Origin of the sequence: Nocardia sp. NPDC004151 (genome assembly GCF_042874235.1) — a bacterium.
Classification (GTDB): domain Bacteria; phylum Actinomycetota; class Actinomycetes; order Mycobacteriales; family Mycobacteriaceae; genus Nocardia.
Window position 1 is genome coordinate 66,120 of record NZ_JBIAMR010000009.1, and the last position, 20,994, is coordinate 87,113.

Here is a 20,994-nt window from a genome sequence, read left to right on the forward strand (position 1 = left end):
TGGATCAGAGGTGAGGCGGCATCGTGCAGTCCGCGAAATCGGGTTCCTGCAAGAGCTTGACCAGCTCCGGGTGGGTGTCGCGGATGCCGCGGGCGACCTCCACGAACGAACGGACCAGCGCCGATTCGTGTGCACGGCGCCAGCCGACCGCCACCTCGTTGGACGGGGCATCGGCGACCGGCAGCAGGTGCACACCCGGAAAAGGGATCCAGCGCGCACAGGCCGCAGTGAGGACGATGCCGACCCCGGTGGCGACTTTGTGCAGCTCCTCGAGCAGTGAGTTCGACCGGGACACCACCGGGGCCGGAGATCCGTCGCGGAAAGCGTCCAACTCCCAGAACGCGTTCCACACCGGATCGGTGGTGGCGGCTCCGAGGAGAGGCTCGTCGAGCAACTCGTGCGCGAAGACCTCGGTGCGACCGGCCAGCCGATGACTGGCGGCCACCATGACCATCAGTGGTTCGGCGAACAGCGGCTCGAAGTCGACCCCCGCGTCGACGAACGGGCGGCGCGCGAAGGCCACGTCCACCGAGCCCGTGGCGAGCCCCGCCGAGGGGTCCTCGTAGGTGAAATGCCGCAACTCCACGGTGATCGCAGGATGGCGCTGGCGGAAAGCCGACAGGATCGGCTCGGTCAGGGTCAGGGCCGCGCCCTCCAGCGCGCCCAGAACCAGCCTGTCCTGCTCACCGCGATGCACCGACCGCGCCCGCTCGATCGCGACGTCCAAGCCGGTCAGCGCACCACGGACATCCTGAAGGAATGCGGCGCCGGCGGCCGTCAGTTCGACATTGCGGGTGGTGCGGGAGAACAACACCACGTCCATCGCGTGCTCGAGCTGCTTGATCTGGATGCTCAAGCCCTGCTGGGAGACATGCAGTCGCTGCGCCGCGCGGGTGAAGCTCAGCTCCTCCGCCACCGCGATGAAGTATTGCAACTGACGGGTGTGCACTTCCATGGCGCACAGTCTAGGTCGATTGGTTATCGGAACTGAATTCTATCGTCGAATCGCCCTATTCATTCACAAGCCGGGCTTGTGGACTATCCACGAATATTGGTTTCTCTTCGACTTCCCGGTGCTCTAACGTTTTCAGGGCATTCACTGTTACCGGAGCAGGAAGCATTGCTTCTTAATTGCGTTAATCGCGCAGTTCGGTGGGTGAACCAATTTCCGGCATCGCATCGTGACGGCTGACGATTGGTCAGCCGCCCGAGATGCCCTGGGCCCGTTGATCTTCCGATATGCAGCGCTGGCCAGTTCGGTCAGCGACATGACAGCGCATACGAATCTCGACGCTGAGTGCCACATTCCAGGCTTCTCACAACCCCGTACGGATCGAAACCCGAAATACGCGGGGCCAGAAGCAGAGGAGACCGGCTGTCGGCCCCGCGTCTTATCGTGGCGGCGACGGTTCAGAACCTGCCGGTGTGGTGTTCGATTCGGTGCCCGATTCGGGCGGAGAATTCGGTGATGAAGTCCTCGGTGAGGGGCCCCGTGCGGTGGCCTCAGCGTCGGTGTCGTTCGGTTCGCGTGTTCTGGGGCCAAGGTCACTACCGGTGCGGACGCGCCGGTGCCACGCTGAAGGCGTCGGCGTGTCGCCACAGAATCGAGACGGCCATGTGTGAGATCGAGCGAAGGGTTCATGACGCTCCGTACCGGATTCGGTGGTCTCCGGCCCAGCAGCAGTTCGTCGCCTGCACCGACACCTTCCCCGGCCTCAGCCACGGAGCCGACTGGCCTGCCGCCGCGGTCCGCGGCCTGCAGGACACGATCCGCCGACACCTCCTCGCTCAGAGCAACTGATCCGATCGCCGCAGTCCAGCGCAGTACGGCCACCGTGGGAGACAGCATGGGATGACATCCCTGCGGCACAGTTGGTCAGTGGACCGATCGCCCTGTCGTTTTCCCGATGGGGTAGGCACGCCGAGCCATATAGCCAGGTCCTGAGGCGCGCCTGGCGTGCGGTCTACCTGCCCATCGGATGTGCGCTACACGGCCAGGAAGGGCAGGGGTCAGCGTTTGCCGACGGCTCACCAACTCCGGAGCCTTGCGCAATCAGCGCCGTTCAGTCCCTGGGTGAGTTTTCGAGGTGTGAGGCCCTTGGTCGACCGGCGTGGGAGGGGCGTGCTGGTGCAGGGTTAGCAGCAGGTGATCGAATTGCGAGCGTGTCGCCGGTGTGATCTGGATGGCGGCGATTTCGGTGATCAGCCGGGCCGCGAGATCTCGCAGGCGGATGTTGGTTTCCTGTGAGCGCCACACCAGTACTCGGAATGCTTGCTCGGCGCTGATGCCGTAGACGAGCATCAGCGCTCCTTTGGCCTGCTCGATCACTACCCGATGTTGGAGTATCCGCGGTAGCAGGTCGTCGAGGATTGCGTGGGTCTGTGCGGGGTCGCGGTCGGTCAGGTCGATGTAGTAGCCCTCGGTGCCGACCACGGTGCCGGCGTCGTCGGTGACCGAGTCCGACACCACCACGACATGGTGCTCGATGCCGTGGGTGTCGATGATGCGGTGGCGGCTGGAGAAGGGCGCGTGGTCGTGCACCGAGGAGACCAAGGCCGCTTCCACCCGGTCGCGGTCATCTGGATGTTTGTGCGACAGCAACAGCTCGGTGGTCGGGGTCACGTCGCCGGGCGTGTAGCCGTGCATGTGGGCCACCTCGTCGGACCACTCCCAGCGTTGGTCGGCGAAGTGGAACCGGAACCAGCCCGCTTGCAGTGCGTTGCCGGCGGCGACCACCTTCTCCACCGAGGCCACCACCTCAGCGGTGCCGCGGTCGTCCTCGGTCATGGCCTCAGTGTCGCACCCGGCGGCTGGGCGGGAGCCATGATGGTGTTCCACCAGGATCGCAGGGGGCTGGGTTCGGGCCAGTGCACCACCGGTGCGTCACCGGAATCGGGGGCGGTGGTGGGTGTTGAACCAGGCGCTGAGCGACCTCGACCGTGCCGCAGCCGCCGGGCGCAACGAGGATGCCGGCACCGATGGAATGCGCCCGATCTCTGATGTGCCTGTGTCCCCGGATTTCCATGTGGCGCAACGCGGTAACCCCCACGATGCGCATGGAGGTTACCGCCTTGGTGCTACCGCAGACGGCGGCACGGCGCGTGGCCCCGGGGCCGTCGCCTGCCGTGGGAGTCGGCCGAGACCGTGGCGTATTTCGCCAGGCGTAGCCCTGATGTGTGTCCAGACAACGCAATCAGCATCGGTGACGGCGTAAGGACATGTGACAGCTTCTCCGCGCCTTCGGGGCGTCGCGATTCACGACCCGATCGCCACACGGACGGCGGATTCGGTGCAGCCGGCGCCGAGCCGCTGGTGGCCTTCCTGGACCCCACGCGTTGTCCGGTGTTGTCTTCTCATCGACCGGCCTCCGTAGTACTGCGGTCTCACCGGAGGGCAGTACCGCAGGCCCAGCAGCCCGAGCATGGCGACCAGGGCGAAGTCCGGCGGGTTGTCCGAGTCGCGGGCGGCGCACAGCAGTGCCTCGAACTGCGGGGGTGAAAGTCCCAGTGTCGGTGACTCGTTCGATACCCGCGGCCGGCGGACATACTCGGCGGGTGAGCGGTCCAGGACGCCGTCGATAACGCAGGTGCGGTAGAAGCCTGCGACGACGGCCAGGCGGCGGGCGACGGTGGCGGGTTTGAAGCGGCGGACCTCCTGCATCCACCGCGTGCACCGTTCGACCTCGGTGCGGGCGGCCGCGAGTGGGGTGAGGTGCTGGTCGGTGCACCAGTAGAAGTACAGGCGCAGATCGGATCTGGCGTGGGTGCGTGAGACCGCGGAGAAGCGGGCGAGGTAGGCGAGGGCGGCCAGCCGGAGCACGAGTTCGTCAGCGGCGAAGGTGACATCGATGTCGGGAGAGGGAGCCATCCTTCACGATGCCGCGATCCCGGAGAACCGCCCGAACAGACGCGCGGTATGCGGTGCGGGCTCGCGGTCATCGCAACACGTCTTCGAGCGCTTCTGATGGTGTGTGGTGCACCAGGTTCCGGCCGGCGTCGCCCAGCGCCGGCCGGTTCGGTCAGCCCGGTATGCGGCAATAGCGTGCGTTCCGGCGTTCCGATATAGGGAGAGGCAGTTGGAGATTCTGGCGATGGACTACAGCCGGATTGGTTTGTTGCAGGGCGCGGTATCCGGCTGCCTCGGAGTCTTGGCGGCTGACGGCAGCAATCAGGCAGATCGGATTGATAGTCTGGATGTGGCTGCCCGAGGGGCGGTTCGGCCGGGTTTTCCCTCCGACCCGCACGCAAGTGGTAGGCGAGGGGCGGTGTGTGGTGTGCAGCAGATCAAGGCTGGCTAGCTCTCGTTGCCGCCGCGATGGACCATGAAGACGTTCCAGGCGTTGGTGTCTGGGCACGTGGAACGTCCTCCTGATGCGCTAGTGGGGCTCGCGCTTCCAATTCCATTTGAGCGGTAGCGGGAGATCGGACCCCCCGCTGGCATGCCGAAGCGTGTGAAACGATCGTACGTAAGATCGGTGATGGATTTCCTGCCGGAGCAGTCGCGGCGGCGGGTTGTGGACGAAAGGACCCCGATGACCACCGAGACCACCGAAGACACCCGCCAGGCGGAGACCCCGCAGGCGCCGATGACACGGGCCGATCAGTTGCGCGCGGTGGTGACGCTGGTCAAATCGGGTGGATTGAAGCCGCTGGCGATCTACGTGTACGGCGAGCGGAAGAAGGCCGCCAAGAACTCCATGTACCAGTACCTCGGCAAGGGGGTCATGGCGGGAACAGCCGCGCTGCACCGCGCCCTGGTGCCTGTGGCGACCGCACCCGGCGCGGGGCCGGTGCGTGACCGGCTGATCGAGCTGCTCGACCGCCAGGCCGAGGTCATCCATGCCGCACCGGTGCGCAAGGTGGCCCTGACCTGGCTCGCCGCCGGCACCCCGGTCGATTTGAGCGCGCAGCTGAGCAAGGCTGACATGTTCCGGCTGGCGTTGAACTACCACTACCGCCAGCCGTTCGAAGAGTTGTTCGCGACCGAGGACGGCCGTGCGGCGATCGGTACGGACAACGTGGCCGCGGCGGTCGCGCAACTGGTCGGCCCGATCGCCTACGGTCGGCTGGTCGGAGCCGCCCGCACCACCCACAACGACCACGTTCGCATCGTCGACGAGTTCCTGGCCGCGCACCGGCAGCCGGAGACCGAGGCCGAGCCGGCCGACGCCGCTGCGGAGTCCTGACACAGGTCGCAGGTTCGAATCCTGTCCTCGCTACTACGAAAAGGTCAGCGAACCCGATCTGCTACGTGGTTCGGCAAAGACGATGGCCTCCTCGCTTCGCCGCTCAACAAGTCTGTGTCCGAATGGTTCTCGGAAATGTGTGCTGATCTCGAGAACCAATTCGACTGGCGACCGTAAGCCGGGTCACCCGCTGCCGATCCTGTCTTGGCAGCGATGGTTCCGGTGATGGCGACAGCCGATCCCTCCGAGATCCGGGCCGCAGTGTTGTGGGTGCTCGATTCCGGGGAGGCCCGTGCCGGCGCCGAGCTCGGTCGCTACTTTGCCCACCGCTTCCGATGGGACTGGCTCGAAGACGAGCTCCGCCACCGGTTCCGAGACCGCAGTAGTGCCAGAGACTGGCGTGCGACGCGCCGGTACGAGTGAATCCTCGAAGCCTTCGATGACGACTGGGACGATATCGACTTCTACCCGTCGCGGAGGACGCCGCCCCAACAGTGATTGGGACATGCGCACCGGCCACCGAACGTGTACTGATCGTCGATCTTTCGAGACTCGCTGGCCGGTTCGGTCAGCGCGGTATGCGGTCTAACAGGATGGCCGAATCTTCCGGAGAGGGGCTGCTGGGTTCGCGCAGAGTCGAGAAGTTCGTTCCACCGACGCAAGATCAGCTCCGCGTATTTGTCGGCGTCGTTACTGTACGCACCCAGCATGTACCGTCGTCGGCTTCGACGAGAGTGGTCTCACCAGTTGCGAGGACCCCGAAATCGATGCCGTACGCACTCGGCGCCGTCGCGGAACCGTGGTACGCGGCCAGCGCCGAGTCCACCGCGCCCATATCGAGCAGAATCTTCGAGTCGCCCTCGTAGTGGTCGACGGAGACAACTCGCTGATCGACTACGTCGAGGGGGTATTCCGCCACCTGACGGACAACCTCCGAACATCCTGGAGCCGAAGCCGCCGAGCGGGGAGCCGGGCCAGATCGTCGCCCTCACGCTCGCAGATCACTCGCATCGCCACGGTCCAGGACGGCTGACGTGGTGTCGAATGGGCCGCCTGACGGTTGTACATGACGTCGTAGCGCAATGTGGGCTACCACCGGCAGACTCGATCTGATCACTCCCCACAAGGATGGACAGAAGCATGGCGAGTCGTGTGCTCGAGAACTTCATCGATGGCAAGTTCGTGGCCTCGGAATCGACGGACACCCTCGAGCTGGTGAATCCGGTTGACGAGACCGTCACCGGTCGCGTGCCGGTGTCGACCGATGCCGAGGTCGATTCAGCAGTCATGGCCGCCGCACGGGCTTTCCAAGCCTGGGGCAGAACTACGCCGGGGTACCGCCAGACCGCTCTGCTGAAGCTGGCCGATTCCATCGAGGCGCACAGCGCCGTACTGGTCGAGGCGCAGTGCCGCAACACCGGCCAGCCGAAGGCGGTGATCGCCGCTGAGGAGATCGCGGCGGGGGCCGACCAGCTGAGGTTCTTCGCTGGCGCGGCCCGTCTGCTGGAGGGTAGGTCCGCCGGAGAATATGTCGACGGATTCACCTCGTACGTGCGTCGCGAGCCGATCGGCGTGGTCGCGCAGATCACGCCGTGGAACTACCCGTTTCTCATGGCCATATGGAAGATCGGTCCGGCGCTCGCCGCCGGGAACACCGTGGTACTCAAGCCGAGCGACACGACGCCGGAGAGCACGCTGGTGCTGGCGGGACTGACCCGAAGTCTGTTGCCGGACGGAGTTTTCAACGTGATTCTCGGCGACGCAAGGACAGGCGCGGCACTGGTGGCGCATCCGGAGCCGGGTTTGGCCTCGATCACCGGATCGGTGCGGGCCGGGATCGCGGTCGCGGAATCGGCTGCGCGCGGGCTCAAACGCTCTCATCTCGAACTGGGCGGTAAGGCTCCGGCAGTAGTGTTCGCCGATGCCGATCCCGCGTCCACGGCGGCCGGCATCGCGCAGGCGGCATTCTTCAATGCCGGCCAGGATTGCACTGCCGTCACCCGCGTGCTCGTGCACGAATCCATCCATGCGGATCTGGTGGAAGCACTGGTGAAGAGTGCCCAGCATCTGCGGCCGGGGCAGCCCGGGCATCCGGACAGCTTCTGCGGACCGCTCAACAATGGCCGCCACTTCGACTCCGTACTGGGCAAGCTGGCCGCACTGCCTTCCCACGCGACCGTCGTGACAGGTGGAAAGCGGTTGGGCGAGAAGGGTTTCTTCGTCGAGCCGACGATCATCACGGGTGTCCGTCAGAGTGATCCGATCGTGCAGGAGGAGACCTTTGGCCCGGTGCTGACGGTGCAGTCGTTCACCGACGAGGCCCAGGCCGTCGCTTACGCCAACGATGTGCCCTATGCGCTGGCATCCAGTGTCTGGACCCGCGACCACGGCACTGTCGAGCGAATGGCGCGCGCGCTGAATTTCGGTGCGGTATGGGTGAATTGCCACATGGTGCTGACCGCGGAGATGCCACACGGCGGATTCAAGCAGTCCGGCTACGGAAAGGACCTGTCGATCTACAGCATGGAGGAGTACACCCGTATGAAGCACGTCATGAGCGCTCACCACTGACCGGTGCGGCGAGGGTGTCCCGAACTTGCAAGGCGAGCCACAACTCGTGCCGCGTGGCTGCGGGATCCAATGACCGCGCCAGCAGTTTTTCGATCTTGGAGATCCGGTTGCGGACCGTGTGACGGTGCACGCCGAGCCGCTCGGCTGTGACATCCCAGGTTCCGTTGGCGTCGAGCCAGGCTCGGAGTGTGCTGACCAGCTCTCCGGTCTGATCGGCGAGATCGATCGACGCAAGAGTGTTGTCGGCGAACGCAGTGAGCACATCGGGGGAGGCAATCGACAGCAGCAGGCTGCTGGTGCTGTCTTGCCGCGAGGTTGCCGGGCGCCCGAGCCGAGCGCTCACGGGAATCAGCGAACGCGCCTGCTGTACAGACAATGCCGCCATTTCGGGCGCTACGGTGTCGCCGATGCCCACGGGGTGATCGGCGGCGAAGCGACGCAGCAGCAGCGGCAGATCCGTGCCGTCGATCACCATCGCCTCCACGCCATCACCTACGGTGCGAACAAGACCGCCGGGTAATGCGTACGCCAGGTCTGCGGCAAGTTCTTCGATGCGCCCCGGCAAGGGCTGGATGGCCAGCCCGACGACCGAGGCGGTGCGAATGCCGAACTGGTCGAACATGTCTCGGATAGCGGATGCGCTCGCGCCGGGGGCGAGGACCCGATCGAGTGTCTTCGCCCGAGCACGCCGCTCGGCGTCACCCGCCAGATACCGTTGCTCGAGTTCGAGAGTGACCAATGAGGTCAACGCCGACTTCATGAGCCGGATTTCGCGGGCATCCGATTCGACCAGCAGGGCGTACCCTCGTACTCGCCTCGCGCCGACCGGTTGCACGCTGAGGGTGCGTCCGTCGATATCGGTCACCGAGCTGCCTCGCAGCCCGTGGGGTGCCACTTCGTCGATGAGCTCGCGCGCGGCATCCAGCAGCCGGTTCGTCCCGGGGCCGGCGGTGGCGATTTCCCGGCCCAGCGGATCGGTGATCAGCGCGGGCAGTTTGGTCGAGTCGAACCACACCCCGATCAATCCATCCAGGCCGCGGCCCGATGCGGCCGCGACCGTCAATTTTCGTTGCACGGTCAGCGTGCGTTCGAGTCGCTGCCGTTCTTCGGCGGCATGCGCCGCGAAAACCGCCTTGGTGACGGCGATGAACGGAGTCTCGTCCGGCACCAGCAACAGCGGAATCCCTTCGGCCTCAGCGGCTTCGATCAGGGCGGCGGGCGCTTGCCGATAGGGCAGGCCGTGACCCAGCCCCAGCGCCAGCGCGCTCGCCCCGCCGCCGACGACGTCACGCACGAAGTCGCGACATTGCGTCTCGTCCGTTGACAGCTGGAGTCCGGCGGTCATCAGCAGTTCGCCGCCCTGGAGCCAACTACCAGGCCGCAACAATTCGGTTACATGAGCGGCATCGATCGGCCGGTGGATCGCTTCTCGTCCGGCGATCAGCTCGAGTCGCAATTGCGGCTGTTCGAGTAGGGCCGCGACGGTCAAAGGCATAGACGCAGTGTCCAACAAGTGTGCCGGGATTTCTACCTCGCGTCGATGGATGGTGGACTTGGCGCACACCTAGCATCTGTCCATGTCTTCCCAGCAATCCCTCGGCTCGATCGATGCGAGCCGAGTTCCCCGGTACTGCGGCCCGGCCACCTTCGCCCGGCTGCCGGGTATCGACGAGGTCGGCAGGGCCGACGTCGCGATCGTCGGAGTTCCCTTCGACACCGGGGTCAGCTACCGTCCCGGAGCGCGCTTCGGCCCCGGACATGTCCGCGCGGCCAGCAAGCTGCTGCGGCCGTACAACCCCGCGCTGGATGTCCACCCGTTCGCGGTCCATCAGGTCGCCGACGCAGGGGACATCGCGGTCAACCCGTTCGACATCGACGAGGCTGTGGCGACCATCGAGAGCGAGGCTCGGGGCTGGCTGGCGAAGGGGACCCGCCTGCTGACCATCGGCGGTGATCACACCATCGCGCTACCGCTGTTGCGTGCGGTCGCCGCCCAGCACGGCCCCGTCGCCGTCGTACATTTCGACGCGCACCTCGACACCTGGGACACCTACTTCGGTGCGCGCTTCACCCACGGCACCCCATTCCGGCGCGCCGCGGAGGAGGGTCTGCTGGATCCGCGGCGTTGCCTGCACGTCGGCGTGCGCGGCCCGCTGTACAGCTCCGATGATCTGCGATCCGACGAGTGCCTGGGTTTTCAGGTGGTGCACGCCGACGACTATCAGTACGAGGGCGTAGTGCAGGTCGTGGAGCGCATACGCCGACGACTCGGCACGGGTCCGGTGTACGTGTCGGTAGACATCGACGTGCTCGACCCCGCCTTCGCCCCCGGCACGGGTACTCCGGAATCGGGCGGTCTGTCCAGCCGTGAGCTGCTGGCCACCCTGCGCGGGCTGGTCGGGCTCGACATCGTGGGCGCGGACATCGTGGAGGTCAGCCCGGCCTACGACCACGCCGAGATCACAGGAATCGCCGCCGCGCACACGGCCTATGAACTGCTCTCGGTGCTGGCATGTAACCGAGCAGCCGCCGCCGGGCATGCCTTGCCGCGCGCGGAGAAGGTGCGCCCGTGAATGTCGCTGAATCTGGTGCGCCGCAAGAGTCTTCCACCGAACTCGGATCCGGCGTGATCGGCTCCACCCATCTTGTGTTCTTCGTTTTGTCCGCCGCCGCACCGCTGACAGTCATGGCCGGTTTCGCCGCGCTCGGATTCATGGTCGCCGGCCAGGCCGCGCCCGCTGGATACCTGATCGCGGGAATCGTCTACGCGGTGTTCGCGGTCGGCTTCACGGCCATGAGCAAACACGTGCGCAACAGCGGCGCGTTCTATGCCTACATCAGCCGGGGTATCGGACCCACTGTGGGAGCCGGCGCGGCCATGGTCGCCTATCTTTCCTACGCCCTCGGTCAAATCGGATTCCTTGCTGCCACAGGAGTTTTCGGATCAACGGCGATTTCGATGATCACCGGAGTCTCCGTGCCGTGGCAGGTGACGGCGGTCATACTCGGGCTGATCGTCGCGCTGCTGTCGTATCTCAAGGTCGACATCGGCGCGAAGGTGCTCGCGGTCTTGTTGGTGACCGAGGTGGGAATTCTGTTCGTACTGGCCGTCGCCGTGTTGATTCGCGGTGGCCGTGAAGGGCTTTCGGCGGGCAGCTTCAACCCCGCACACCTGATGACCGGATCGATCGGTGCGCTGTTCGCGATCACCTTCGTGGTGTACATCGGATTCGAGCAGACCGCCATCTACAGCGAGGAGGTCCGAGACCCACACCGCACCGTCCCGCGTGCCACTTATATCGCGATCGGCGCGCTGGCGGTGGTCTACACCTTCATCTCCTGGGTCATCCTCATGGCCGCGGGCCCGAGTCGGCTGGCCGCGCTGTTGGCCGGTGACCCGTCCCAGCTGGTTTTCAACCTCAATACCGAATATGTCGGCGCGACAATGACTTCGGTCATGCAGATGCTGATCATCACCAGCTTCTTCGCGGGCGCGCTCGCACTGCAGAACGCCGGAGCGCGGTACCTGTTCGCGCTCGGCCGGGACGGTGTGCTGCCGGCGTGGTTCAGCCGTGCCGGGGCACGCACCAAGACCCCGAGTTCGGCGGGGCTCGCACATACCCTCGTGGTGACCGGTACCCTGATCGGCTTCGGCCTGACGTCGCTGGACCCGTACAGCCAGATCGTGCTGTGGACCAACACTCCGACACTGGTCGGGGTCATGGTGCTCGAAATCGCCGTCTGCACAGCGGTGATTCGCTATCTGCGGCCTGCCCCGGGCGGAGAAACTCTGTGGCAGAGGCTGATCGCACCCGGGTTGGCCGCAGTATCCCTCGCCGTCGTACTGGTGCTGCTCATGCAGAACATGCCGATGCTGACCGGGCTCGGACCGATGGGCAACGCGATCATGCTCTCCCCCTTGGCGGTGGGATTCCTCCTCGGAGCCGGACGAGCATTGTGGCTGCGCACCGCGGCGCCTGATCGATACCGGCAGCTGTCCGGCGGTACCGAAGTCCTACTCACAGCAGAGGTGGTTCGATGACTGAACAACAGCGGTTTCCGCGACACGCCTGGACCGTGCCGGGCTGGCAATGCGAAGTCCCCGGCGGCGATCCATCGTCACCCGAGATCTGGTGCTACACAGACCAATTCTCCTATAGCGCAGGAGACACGGTCGCGGTGCACGTGCACACCACCGCGGACCGCTACCGTCTCGAAGTGGTGCGCGACGGCGCGCACCCGGAGACCGTGTACCGGCTCGAAGACCTGCCCGGCGAGTCCCATCCAACCCCGGCCGACAGCTATACCGTCGGCTGCGGCTGGCCCGTCGCCGCGCGCATCCCCGTCGACCCGCAATGGCGCTCGGGTCTGTACCTGGTGATCGCGCGGATCGAGGTCGAAGGCCGGATCTACGAGCGCGAACATTTCTTCGTCCTGCGGGCGGCCGTCACCGGACGCACCCGGTACGCACTGATGCTCACCACCACGACGATGACCGCCTACAACGACTGGGGCGGCGCCAATCACTACCGCGGTCTCGGTGACGACCCGGAGATCGACGTCCCCGCAGCGGTGGTGTCCACCCAACGCCCCATCGCCCGGGGGATGCTGCGCAAACCCGTCGGCGCACCGCGCAGCCGCCACGAATACACTCCGCCACCGTTCTGGCAGCCGCACCACGAAGCCTATGAGTGGGCGTTCGCCAACGGCTACTCCCGCCATCACGCCGACGCGTTCTGGGCGACCTACGAACGGCCGTTCGTGGTGTGGGCGGAGAACCACGGCTACGACTTCGACTACCTGACCCAGCACGATCTGCACTTCCGCCCGGAATCACTGCGTGACTACCAATGTCTGGTGATCGTCGGTCACGACGAGTACTGGACGGCCGAAATGCGGGACGCCGTCGACAATTTCGTCGACAACGGGGGCAATGTCGCTCGTTTTGCCGGAAACTTCCTCTGGCAGGTCCGCCTCGACGACACCGGTGCCACCCAGACCTGCTACAAGCTCCCCGCTTTCGACCCGCTCTACGAAACCGATCCGAGCCGGGTCACCACCGTGTGGGACGCTCCGATCGTCGGCCGGCCCGGCGCACAGACCATGGGTTTGACCGGTTTCGGCGGTGTGTACAGCAGGTACGGCAACGCGGTGCCGCGCTCCAGCGGCGGATTCACCGTATACCGGCCCGAGCATTGGCTTTTCGAGGGAACCGACCTGTACTACGGCGACGTGATCGGCGGCGCCCCGGTCTGCACCGCGGCGTTCGAGCTCGATGGCGTCGACTACACCTTCCGGAAGGGGCTGCCCTACCCGACCTTCGAAGATGGCGCCCCGGAGACCCTCGAGATCCTGGCGCTGGCCCCGGCGGTGGTAGGTGCCGAGGACCGGTGGAACGCGGAGGTCCCGCTCGGCGCACCGGAGTTCGAGGCGGAAATGATGCTCCCGTTCATCTATGGCGACGACGTACCCGAACACCAGCGCGATCGACGTTACGGCGCGGGCATGGTCGGCGTCTTCACCCGCGGCGCGGGCACTGTCGTCAACGCCGGGTCGTGCGAATGGGTCAACGGCCTCATCGAACGCGACTTCTTCACCGAACAGATCACACACAACACACTGCGCCGGCTCGGCGCGGCCCCGGATGCGGAGAGGGAAAACTCATGACCATCGGTGTCAAGGATGTGCGCGCCATCGGTTTGGGCATCGGCACCCGGGTGGTGCCCGAGTGGCCCGAAGGGTGGACCGCCTCCCCGGACTGGGAGGAAGTCGAATGGCGCGGCTGCTCCGACGCCACCGGTCGCATGATCGGCAGCGCCTGGGAAGGCCAGGCAGGCATCTTGAACGTGGTCGACTATCCGGTCGACGAAATCTGCGTACTGCTCACCGGCAGCGTCGCGGTGACCGACGACTCCGGCGAGCGGCGAGTGTTCCGAGCCGGGGAGGCATTTCTGTTCCCGCGCGGATTCACCGGGCAATGGGAGACTCTCGAACCCTCCTCGAAAATCTTCGTCGTCCTGGAACCCGCCCCTGAATCCGCGTAAACCCGCGGTCCTAGAACGAGATCGAGGCAGACCGTCATGCAACCGGTTTGTCTCCGATTTCCGTGCCGCACAGTTTATTTCGGCTGGCGGCACAGCAACGAAGTAACAACCAAGGAGATCCAGTGAATCGCCGCACCCGTGTCATCGTCGCCTCCGCGGTGGCCACGACTTTGATGACCCTCACGGCAGAGGCGGCCACGGCCGCACCCGCACCGACCACTCTGACGGCCGGAGAAGCCGAACCGACCCTCCTGAGCGCCGATTCCCGGAACAGTCCTACACCGTCGACGCCGTCGGCCACTGAGATGACCGCAAATCAAGCTGATGCCACCGCGGCACAGCTTGTTTCACCGTTCGCCGCGGTTGCGACTCCAGTTGCGGCGATCGACGGCTCCGATCCGCAGGCCGATATCGACTATGCGCTGAGTCAGGCAGGCAACGAGTTCATGCTGGCCGCGACCATGGGCACCATGGCCGGCGGTGTTGCAGGACTCGTGGGCGGATGCGTCATCGGCGCGATCGTCGGTGCGATCGGCGGCTGCATCCCCGGGCTGGGGATCGGGGCAGCCGTGGGCCCCATCATCGGTGGCGTGGTAGCCGGCGTCCCGGCCGGAATCGCAGCATTGGCACAGGCGTACAACACGTTGCACGCCGTCGGTGATATCAGCGCCCCGCTCGCAGCTCAGGTCGGCTGACATCGGAGGAACGAGCGAACGCTCCACCCGCGGCCCTGCCTGAATAAGAATCACGCAAGCGAAACAACCGGCTCGTCGATACGGGCCGGTTGTTGTCCCGCCCCGAGTATCCAGTCCACATTCACTTCAACGATGCCGTGACCACATCCTCCCGATGTCCGGGACAACCTCGGACTGGACTCGCGATTGCGCTAGCCGTGATGGTGTCGTCGGGTGTACCTCGGTAGAGGACGGGCCAAGTCAGCAGATGCGCAAGAACGCCCTTCATTCGGCAGAAGCGGACCTTCAGCACCGCACCGGGTCCCGGCCCGTCGGCGTCCCGCGCTGGCCGGTTCGGTCAGCGCGGCACGCGGCAGAATAGTGCGTTGTCAGCCATGGCAGTAGACCCGGACAAGCACTGTGTCTTCGGGAATTGCCGCCAGGTAGTTCTCGTTGCCGCCAGGTGGTACCTGGCAGTCGGGCTTGTCTTCGTAGGACGTGTGTTCGTCCCAGTCCTCATGCGCCCAGACGCCACTCGGCTCCACCCACCAACCGTCGAGTGTGAGCACATCGGTCCATCGGAGAGTGTCAACCGGAACGTTCAGCAATGCCTTTGGGCCACCCGCGCATTCGCCTCGGTTGGTGGGCAGCACGAAGCCGGCGTAGTCGGGGGTGTCGTAGATCAGTCGAGGATCGTCCTCATAGCCCGGTCGTACATCAAACCTGGCTCCCTCGCCGCCAGCCCGAATACGCCATGTGTCCCACATACCCCGGTCAGCGGGCTGTTCGTACATCTCGAACGGAGCAAGTGCTCGAGTGAGCGTGGCCTGAACGTCATCGATCGCATCCGGCGGCAAGCACACAATCACCTAGATATGCGCCAAAATCCATCCTCTCCCGCATCTCCGAGCGCCCAGGCTATCGCTCAGGATCAACAGACACAGCTGGATTTCTGACCAGTCCGCCGGGCACAGCGGCCCGGTCATCAGCAGTAGAGTGCGTTCGCCCGCACCGCACGGCCGTCATACACGGCGATCTGCGGCTTGTGGCCAGGGCGCGGTCGGCTCCGGCTGGTGCAGGGGCCGACCGCCCCAGGACAGACATTGCCCGTGCGCTACGTCATGGACCACTACGTCGCCCTAGCCCGGGACGCGGACCCCGCCCACGTGCAGCAGCTCTCTGACGAGATCGCGAGCCGCAAGCCATTGGCCGGATCCCTGCGGCGGCCAACGCGTGGGCGTCCGCTCGGAAAACGACGGTGGCTGACGCGAAGTCGGGGTCATCGCCTGTATGTATGCCCGCTCAGCCGATGCTGCCCGTGGAGCCGCAGCCGCGCCAGGGAGATGGGGCAGGCGCGCCCGGCGGGGCCGGTTCGACGGTGACCGTCATGGTCTTCACACTCCAGCCGGATCTGAACTGCAGGGTGTGCGTGCCAGCAGTCATCGGTGTCCAGAGCACAGATTTCAGACCGGTGCCGTTCATACCGATGATGTCCGAGGTAACACACTGGCCGTTGTCGTAGAGGTACACGTAGTTCCCGGACGAGCCCGTCAAAGAGGGCATCATCGTTTCCCCCGAATTGTCGTGCAGGTCACTGGTCACCCAATGGCTCGTCCCGACCTGGACCGGGAGCGGGCCGTCGATCGTCAGGCCGGGGTCCGCTGTCGCGGGACCGGCCGTCATGATCGCAGCAGCGCCCGCAACCGCTAACCCCTTTAGGCTCCAGCCGATTCGAGTGCTGATTCGCCGTGATGTCACTGTGGTATTCCCCCTTCGTTCGTTTCGCCCTCGCCCGCGTTGATCCCCGACGGGTCGGGCGATCAGTCAGGCGCAGCGAACGGTAACGGCATCGAAGACCGAGCGGGCCGATTCCCGTCGCCGAAGACGCCCCAAATTCCTGGGGCGTGCCCGATGCCGCCGCACAGCCCCATGTCCTACGGCAGATCCCGGCATTGCCTCACGATGTTCCCGAAAACAATCGCTTTCGAGATCCGTTGTGCAGCAGCCAGCTTCGCTAGATGGATCGGTCTTGGAACCCCGTCTCCGAATCAACCTTTCCGATCACCCAGGGGCCACACCCTCTTCGGCCAGCTTCCAGTGAAGCCTGCTCCGGGAACGTTCGGAAAACGATGGCGGCCTGAACCACGTGGGCTCCGCGCGCCGCGACGGGGTGTTCGCAGGCGGCCATGCCTTGGCGGCTGGGACCCAAACCGGCCGCGCGGAGCTGGCGGCGGGTTCTCAGGTGAGGCGGGGCGAGGCTCCAGTCGTACTCCGGGCGGGAGTCGTCGGGGAGCCTCGTCGATGCTGGTTACCGCGACGCCTTGGGCGCCCGGCCAGGCGGGTCCGTAGGTGGCGGACTCGCGCGGCAAGTTCCACGATGACCCCCGCCGGATCGAGATAGTGGCTGGCGATTTCGGGATTGGCCAGGATGTTGTTGGCGAGCAGGTCGACCGCCGACGCTGCGGCAGTGACGTCCGTGGCATGGATGGTGGTGTCGGACATGGCGTTTCCCTTCTGGGATTGTGCTCCCGGGGTTCCGGGGCAGGGGTGTTCACAGCCTCGGCCGTTGTCGACGGGGCCTTTGGTGTGGTTGATGGAGTGCACACCGCCCGCGCCGATGTCGGTGTGGCGCAGTCCGGTGCGGAATTTGACGCCGACCGCGGCCTCGGCCGTTGTCGTCGGGGCGTTGGTGTGCGCTGTGCGGCGAGGGCGTCGCCGCGCTCGTCCGCTGCTCAGCGATGCGCATTCTCGACGACCGCACGAACCTTGTTGCGCAGCGGCTCGTTCACTCCGACCGCGGCGAACTCGGCGATGCGAGTCTGCTCATAGTCGGACAGGCCCGCGCGTCTGGCTGCCACGGCGGCGTGGGTGCCGGAGAGCTTGGTCAGCTCGTCACGGGTGCGCCGCGACGTCGCGCGCGGCACCGCGTTGGCGTCGAGGGCCTGGCCCCGAAGGACCAGAAGACCTGCATTTGGATATCTGGGACAGAGTGCGTGCCGTCCGGGGAAAGGGTTGCGGTGGTGTGCATTCTGGAAAGGTCCCAGGCGGCGGTCTGGACGACCTCTGTATCCATCCAAGCCCGAGTCAAGTCGCGCAGTTCGCGCTGCGGCTTGCCGTGTTCGAAGTTCATGGGTTGCGATGGCCCCTAACCGAACGCTGTTAGGTTTGTGACCCGAAGTTAACCGAACACCGTTCGGTTAATCAAGGGCCGAGTGATACATTCGACATCCGCCGGGGCCGCCTAGGTCTTCGACCGACGGAGACGAGCCGCATGGCCAGGCCGAAAGTGCCTCTGCTGAACCGCGAACGCATTCGCGACGCCGCGCTGACCCTGATCGACCGCGACGGCCTCGCCGAACTGTCCATGCGCAAGCTCGCCGCCGAACTGGGCGTGCAGGCCGCTTCGCTCTACACCCACTACCCCACCAAGGATGCCGTCCTCGACGACATCGCGCTCGGCCTCATGACGCGGGTCGATGTGTCGGCCTTCGACCAGGGCTGGCGCATCGGCCTCGCCTCGTCGGCCCGCTCCTACCGCGACGCCCTGGTCCGCCACCCCAACTTCGTCGCCTATCTGGCCGCTGGACCCGGCACCCGCGACGAGAACCTGCGCGCCGCCAACGCCGTCCACGGCGCCCTGGTCTCCGCCGGCTGGCCCCCGCGCGAGGCCACCACTACGGTGCGGCCACCCGCTACCTGGTCATGGGCGCCACCATCGGCTCGTTCTCCCGCGGCTTCGTCGACGACGTCCAGGTCTACCGCGACCGCTACCCACATCTGGAACAGGCCCACCTACTCCGCGCCAAGGCCGACGAGATCGATGCACAGAGTTTCGAATTAGCGCTGTCCGCCTTCACCGACGGCCTGCAAATCCGGTTCGACGCCATCGAGGAAGAACGGGCCCGCCAAGGGCAGACCCGCTCGAACACCCCCTCCGGCTGAGGAATACGCCCCGCCGATGTTTCACTCAGCGGGATTGTGCGCGATTGCACGGGTCGTCCGAAACTCGATACGGTCTCAGGCAGTCATCGCGACACTTGTTCGAGTGCTTCTCATGGTGTGCGGAATCCGAGGGTTTGTCCAGGGCGTCCGTTGAGTTCGTCGGCGATGGTGTCGGGGAAGGTATTGGTGGAGCAGCCATTGGTGTTTCGGCAGACCACTTCCCCATGTCCAACCCACCCTCGGAGCCGAATTCACCTCCGCCCGAATCGACCTCGTACCCGCGATCGATGACTTCCTCGAATGACCCGGCCCGCTGACTGTGCATGCCGAGAAGTCGGACCAGCGGCCTCGGGTCGAGATCGGGATCCTCGTGCACCAGCATGCCGACCGTGACCGACGGCCTGACCGTCCCCGAACCGGCCACGGCTCCCTCCACGCCGTCAACTACTACAACCCGCGAATCTTCGACGCGCAGGCCAATATCGAACGCGTGGCACTCGCCCAGCGGAGCGCCACCGCCTACCCCTCCGGTCTAGCCGTCGTCGTCGCACTCGACGCCGCCTGGCCGCTGGTCCACGACTCCGCCCGCCGCGAACCCGACGACCGCCGACTGATGACCCGCTGGAACATCGGCATGGGCCTCACCGACTTCCTCATCACCCGCGTGGCCGAACTCGCCCTCCACGGTCTGGACCTCGCTACCGCCCTCGACCGCACCCCCTGGACCACCCCGGAGGCCGCCGCCATCGTCACCACCCTGCTGCTGGTCTCCGGCAACCCCGACGACCTCGCTCCGCTGGGCTGGGACCCCATGACCTATCTCGCCAAGGCCAGTGGCCGCACGCCACTGACCGCGGACGAGGCGGCCCACATCGAACAGGTTGGCGTGGAATGGATTCCACTCGGCTGAGCCGCGCGTCCCCGCGTCAGCGGTCCCAGATGCGACTGCCGAGGAAGACGTCCCACTCGGAGCCGTCGAAGAACAGTTCCGGGCCACCGGGATTCTTCGAGTCGCGAACGCCGACCTCTCCGTCAGCGAAGCAAACCTCCACGCAGGTTTCGGAGGCCTTCGACCGGGTCGATTTGAACCATCCAGGCCCGGATGACTGGCTGCTCACGCCTCGTACTCCTTCGCGATCCGCACAATGATGTCGGCTGTGTCGCTTTCGCTCAACGCTACCGCTCTGATCCGGTCCGCCGCCTCTCGATATTCATCGACGACATCCGTTTTGGAGTGATAGACGCCCGCGGAACCGCTTTCGAGGTAGACCACCGGTGCGTCCACGACGTTGCTGCTCAGTGCCGGGAACTGGACCAGGGTGAATGGCTGGATAGCCAAACCCTTGTGGGAACCCGCCGCGAAGGGAATGAGCCTGATGCTGATGTTGTCGCGCCGACCTGCCTCGGCGAGCCACCGCAGCTGCCCAACCATCACGCCTGGGCCACCCGGCTGATGCCGCAGGACTGATTCCGACATGAGCAACTCCAGGCGGAAGTCGGTATCGTTCAATCTCTTTTGCCGACGGACGGCGAGCTCGACGCGGCGCTCGGTATCGACGATGGACAAATCCGGGTCATCGATTCGAGCCATCGCGCGCCGATAGTCGGGAGTCTGCAACAGCCCGTGAACCAGCACGTGCTGATAGGTGACGACCCGATGAGCGGCGGCTTCGAGACGCAGGTAGCGGGGTAGGTGGGCGGCGACCTGGTCGGCGTACGGCTGCCAGTACCCTCGCGAATCGCCCTGCTGTTGAGCGATTTTCTCCTCGGACCGGACCTCGCTCCAGAGACGCAAGGCCTCCTCCCGGTCCTGTGCCGATGCCCCGTAGAACTCGAGCAACCGTTCGACGTCGTTGGTGCTGGCATTCGTCGGATATCCGTTTTCCATGCGCACGACCGTCTGACGCGACTTGTCGATCTCGAGCCCAGCGGCCAAGGGCTTCTTGCCACTTCGAGTTCTGAGACCCCGGAGATACGAACCGAACGCAATACGAGAAGCGGCCAAACCAGTCATTCGATCAGCCTCGCTATCTGGATAAATGTCCACGATGGCTATGTTCACGATCACCGGTGTCCACGGCCGATACCGTTCACCGTGGACACTTCAGCCTAATCCGTGGACAGGTCACCATGAACCCAATTTCCGCGACCTCCTGGGTGTCTACTGGGACATGTATCGAGCGGTGACAGCGCGCAGCCGCTCGGGCATTCAAACCATCACCAGCGGTATGCAATTCGAGGGGATGCCGTAATGCTTTGGGACACATGGGCGCTGCTGTCGATTCTCGCTCTCTGTCTGGCCGTGATCGGCTGGAGCGTGTGGGGTTTCTACCGGGATGAGCATCCGGGTGGTGAGGCCCGGTTTCTCCGACTGTGTCTCGACGGTTCGAGGTATGTGGAGGCGCCGGCGAGCGGGCGGGCGGGGCGCCGGCATCGCGGGCGGCATCGGACCGGGTCATGGCGTGGGGGTTCGTCGTTCCCCGCGTCGCGGACGTAGGGCGGTGAGGACGTTGTCCTAGACCACATCTCGCGTGAGCCATCACCGACTGCCGCTGACGCCGTCGATGCAGACTTCCG

The 20,994-nt window shown here is 65.5% G+C and carries 18 protein-coding genes and 2 pseudogenes; 9 read left to right on the forward strand and 11 right to left on the reverse strand.

All coding sequences use genetic code 11. The annotated features are described in order from the left end of the window. Positions 1 to 4: 4 nt before the first annotated feature. The 3 genes from ACFYTS_RS21110 to ACFYTS_RS21120 form a co-directional block, all read right to left on the reverse strand. Positions 5 to 955, reverse strand: a complete 951-nt coding sequence (locus ACFYTS_RS21110) for a LysR family transcriptional regulator (protein WP_387306546.1) — start codon at positions 953 to 955, stop codon at positions 5 to 7. Positions 956 to 2,053: 1,098 nt separating this feature from the next. After that, positions 2,054 to 2,788 carry a PAS and ANTAR domain-containing protein gene (locus ACFYTS_RS21115; RefSeq protein ID WP_387306548.1) on the reverse strand — a complete coding sequence of 245 codons (735 nt, stop codon included), beginning with the start codon at positions 2,786 to 2,788 and terminating at the stop codon, positions 2,054 to 2,056. 468 nt (positions 2,789 to 3,256) lie between these two features. Then, entirely contained in the window at positions 3,257 to 3,868 is a 612-nt protein-coding gene (locus ACFYTS_RS21120) for a hypothetical protein (RefSeq protein WP_387306550.1), read from the reverse strand. Positions 3,869 to 4,532: 664 nt separating this feature from the next. Here ACFYTS_RS21120 and ACFYTS_RS21125 point away from each other — a divergent pair. Then, on the forward strand, positions 4,533 to 5,186 hold the full coding sequence (locus ACFYTS_RS21125) for a hypothetical protein (RefSeq protein WP_387306552.1): 654 nt from the start codon (positions 4,533 to 4,535) through the stop codon (positions 5,184 to 5,186). 664 nt (positions 5,187 to 5,850) lie between these two features. Here the strand turns inward: ACFYTS_RS21125 and ACFYTS_RS21130 are convergent. Next, a pseudogene (locus ACFYTS_RS21130) lies at positions 5,851 to 6,117 on the reverse strand (ATP-grasp domain-containing protein); the annotation flags it as partial. A 209-nt stretch (positions 6,118 to 6,326) separates the two neighbouring features. On the opposite strand from ACFYTS_RS21130, the gene ACFYTS_RS21135 reads away from it, so the two are divergent. Then, the gene (locus tag ACFYTS_RS21135) at positions 6,327 to 7,757 is read left to right on the forward strand and encodes a gamma-aminobutyraldehyde dehydrogenase (RefSeq protein WP_387306554.1); all 1,431 of its coding nucleotides are present in this window, start codon (positions 6,327 to 6,329) and stop codon (positions 7,755 to 7,757) included. Here ACFYTS_RS21135 and ACFYTS_RS21140 read toward each other — a convergent pair. Beyond that, positions 7,738 to 9,246: a PucR family transcriptional regulator gene (locus tag ACFYTS_RS21140; protein WP_387306556.1), complete on the reverse strand. Its 1,509-nt coding sequence runs from the start codon at positions 9,244 to 9,246 to the stop codon at positions 7,738 to 7,740. The genes ACFYTS_RS21135 and ACFYTS_RS21140 overlap by 20 nt on opposite strands. An 88-nt stretch (positions 9,247 to 9,334) precedes the next feature. Here ACFYTS_RS21140 and speB point away from each other — a divergent pair, with 88 nt between their 5' ends. The 5 genes from speB (at position 9,335) to ACFYTS_RS21165 (ending at position 14,496) form a co-directional block, all read left to right on the forward strand. Continuing rightward, a complete protein-coding gene (gene speB / locus ACFYTS_RS21145) occupies positions 9,335 to 10,330 on the forward strand; it encodes an agmatinase (RefSeq protein WP_387306558.1) in 996 nt (331 codons plus the stop codon). Continuing rightward, positions 10,327 to 11,799, forward strand: a complete 1,473-nt coding sequence (locus ACFYTS_RS21150; protein ID WP_387306559.1) for an APC family permease — start codon at positions 10,327 to 10,329, stop codon at positions 11,797 to 11,799. Before speB ends, ACFYTS_RS21150 begins: the two co-directional genes overlap by 4 nt. Next, entirely contained in the window at positions 11,796 to 13,424 is a 1,629-nt protein-coding gene (locus ACFYTS_RS21155) for a N,N-dimethylformamidase beta subunit family domain-containing protein (RefSeq protein WP_387306561.1), read from the forward strand. Before ACFYTS_RS21150 ends, ACFYTS_RS21155 begins: the two co-directional genes overlap by 4 nt. Continuing rightward, entirely contained in the window at positions 13,421 to 13,801 is a 381-nt protein-coding gene (locus tag ACFYTS_RS21160) for a cupin domain-containing protein (protein ID WP_387306563.1), read from the forward strand. Before ACFYTS_RS21155 ends, ACFYTS_RS21160 begins: the two co-directional genes overlap by 4 nt. Positions 13,802 to 13,923: 122 nt before the next feature. Beyond that, positions 13,924 to 14,496 carry a hypothetical protein gene (locus tag ACFYTS_RS21165; RefSeq protein WP_387306565.1) on the forward strand — a complete coding sequence of 191 codons (573 nt, stop codon included), beginning with the start codon at positions 13,924 to 13,926 and terminating at the stop codon, positions 14,494 to 14,496. A gap of 368 nt (positions 14,497 to 14,864) precedes the next feature. Here the strand turns inward: ACFYTS_RS21165 and ACFYTS_RS21170 are convergent, their stop codons facing one another. From ACFYTS_RS21170 to ACFYTS_RS21185, 4 genes are all read right to left on the reverse strand, one after another. Further along, complete coding sequence (locus ACFYTS_RS21170; protein WP_387306567.1) at positions 14,865 to 15,332, reverse strand: hypothetical protein; 468 nt, start codon at positions 15,330 to 15,332, stop codon at positions 14,865 to 14,867. A gap of 445 nt (positions 15,333 to 15,777) precedes the next feature. Beyond that, entirely contained in the window at positions 15,778 to 16,077 is a 300-nt protein-coding gene (locus tag ACFYTS_RS21175) for a hypothetical protein (protein WP_387306569.1), read from the reverse strand. A gap of 636 nt (positions 16,078 to 16,713) precedes the next feature. Continuing rightward, a complete protein-coding gene (locus tag ACFYTS_RS21180) occupies positions 16,714 to 16,977 on the reverse strand; it encodes a hypothetical protein (RefSeq protein WP_387306571.1) in 264 nt (87 codons plus the stop codon). A 230-nt stretch (positions 16,978 to 17,207) separates the two neighbouring features. Further along, complete coding sequence (locus ACFYTS_RS21185) at positions 17,208 to 17,399, reverse strand: hypothetical protein (RefSeq protein WP_387306573.1); 192 nt, start codon at positions 17,397 to 17,399, stop codon at positions 17,208 to 17,210. 347 nt (positions 17,400 to 17,746) lie between these two features. On the opposite strand from ACFYTS_RS21185, the pseudogene ACFYTS_RS21190 reads away from it, so the two are divergent. Continuing rightward, positions 17,747 to 18,417 (forward strand): annotated as a pseudogene (locus tag ACFYTS_RS21190) (TetR family transcriptional regulator). A 370-nt stretch (positions 18,418 to 18,787) separates the two neighbouring features. Continuing rightward, on the forward strand, positions 18,788 to 19,327 hold the full coding sequence (locus tag ACFYTS_RS21195; RefSeq protein ID WP_387306575.1) for a hypothetical protein: 540 nt from the start codon (positions 18,788 to 18,790) through the stop codon (positions 19,325 to 19,327). 16 nt (positions 19,328 to 19,343) lie between these two features. Here ACFYTS_RS21195 and ACFYTS_RS21200 read toward each other — a convergent pair whose 3' ends face one another. Both ACFYTS_RS21200 and ACFYTS_RS21205 read right to left on the reverse strand, forming a co-directional pair. Beyond that, a complete protein-coding gene (locus ACFYTS_RS21200; protein ID WP_387306577.1) occupies positions 19,344 to 19,535 on the reverse strand; it encodes a DUF397 domain-containing protein in 192 nt (63 codons plus the stop codon). Beyond that, positions 19,532 to 20,479, reverse strand: a complete 948-nt coding sequence (locus ACFYTS_RS21205) for a helix-turn-helix domain-containing protein (RefSeq protein ID WP_387306579.1) — start codon at positions 20,477 to 20,479, stop codon at positions 19,532 to 19,534. The genes ACFYTS_RS21200 and ACFYTS_RS21205 overlap by 4 nt, the downstream gene beginning before the upstream one ends. Positions 20,480 to 20,994: the final 515 nt, after the last annotated feature.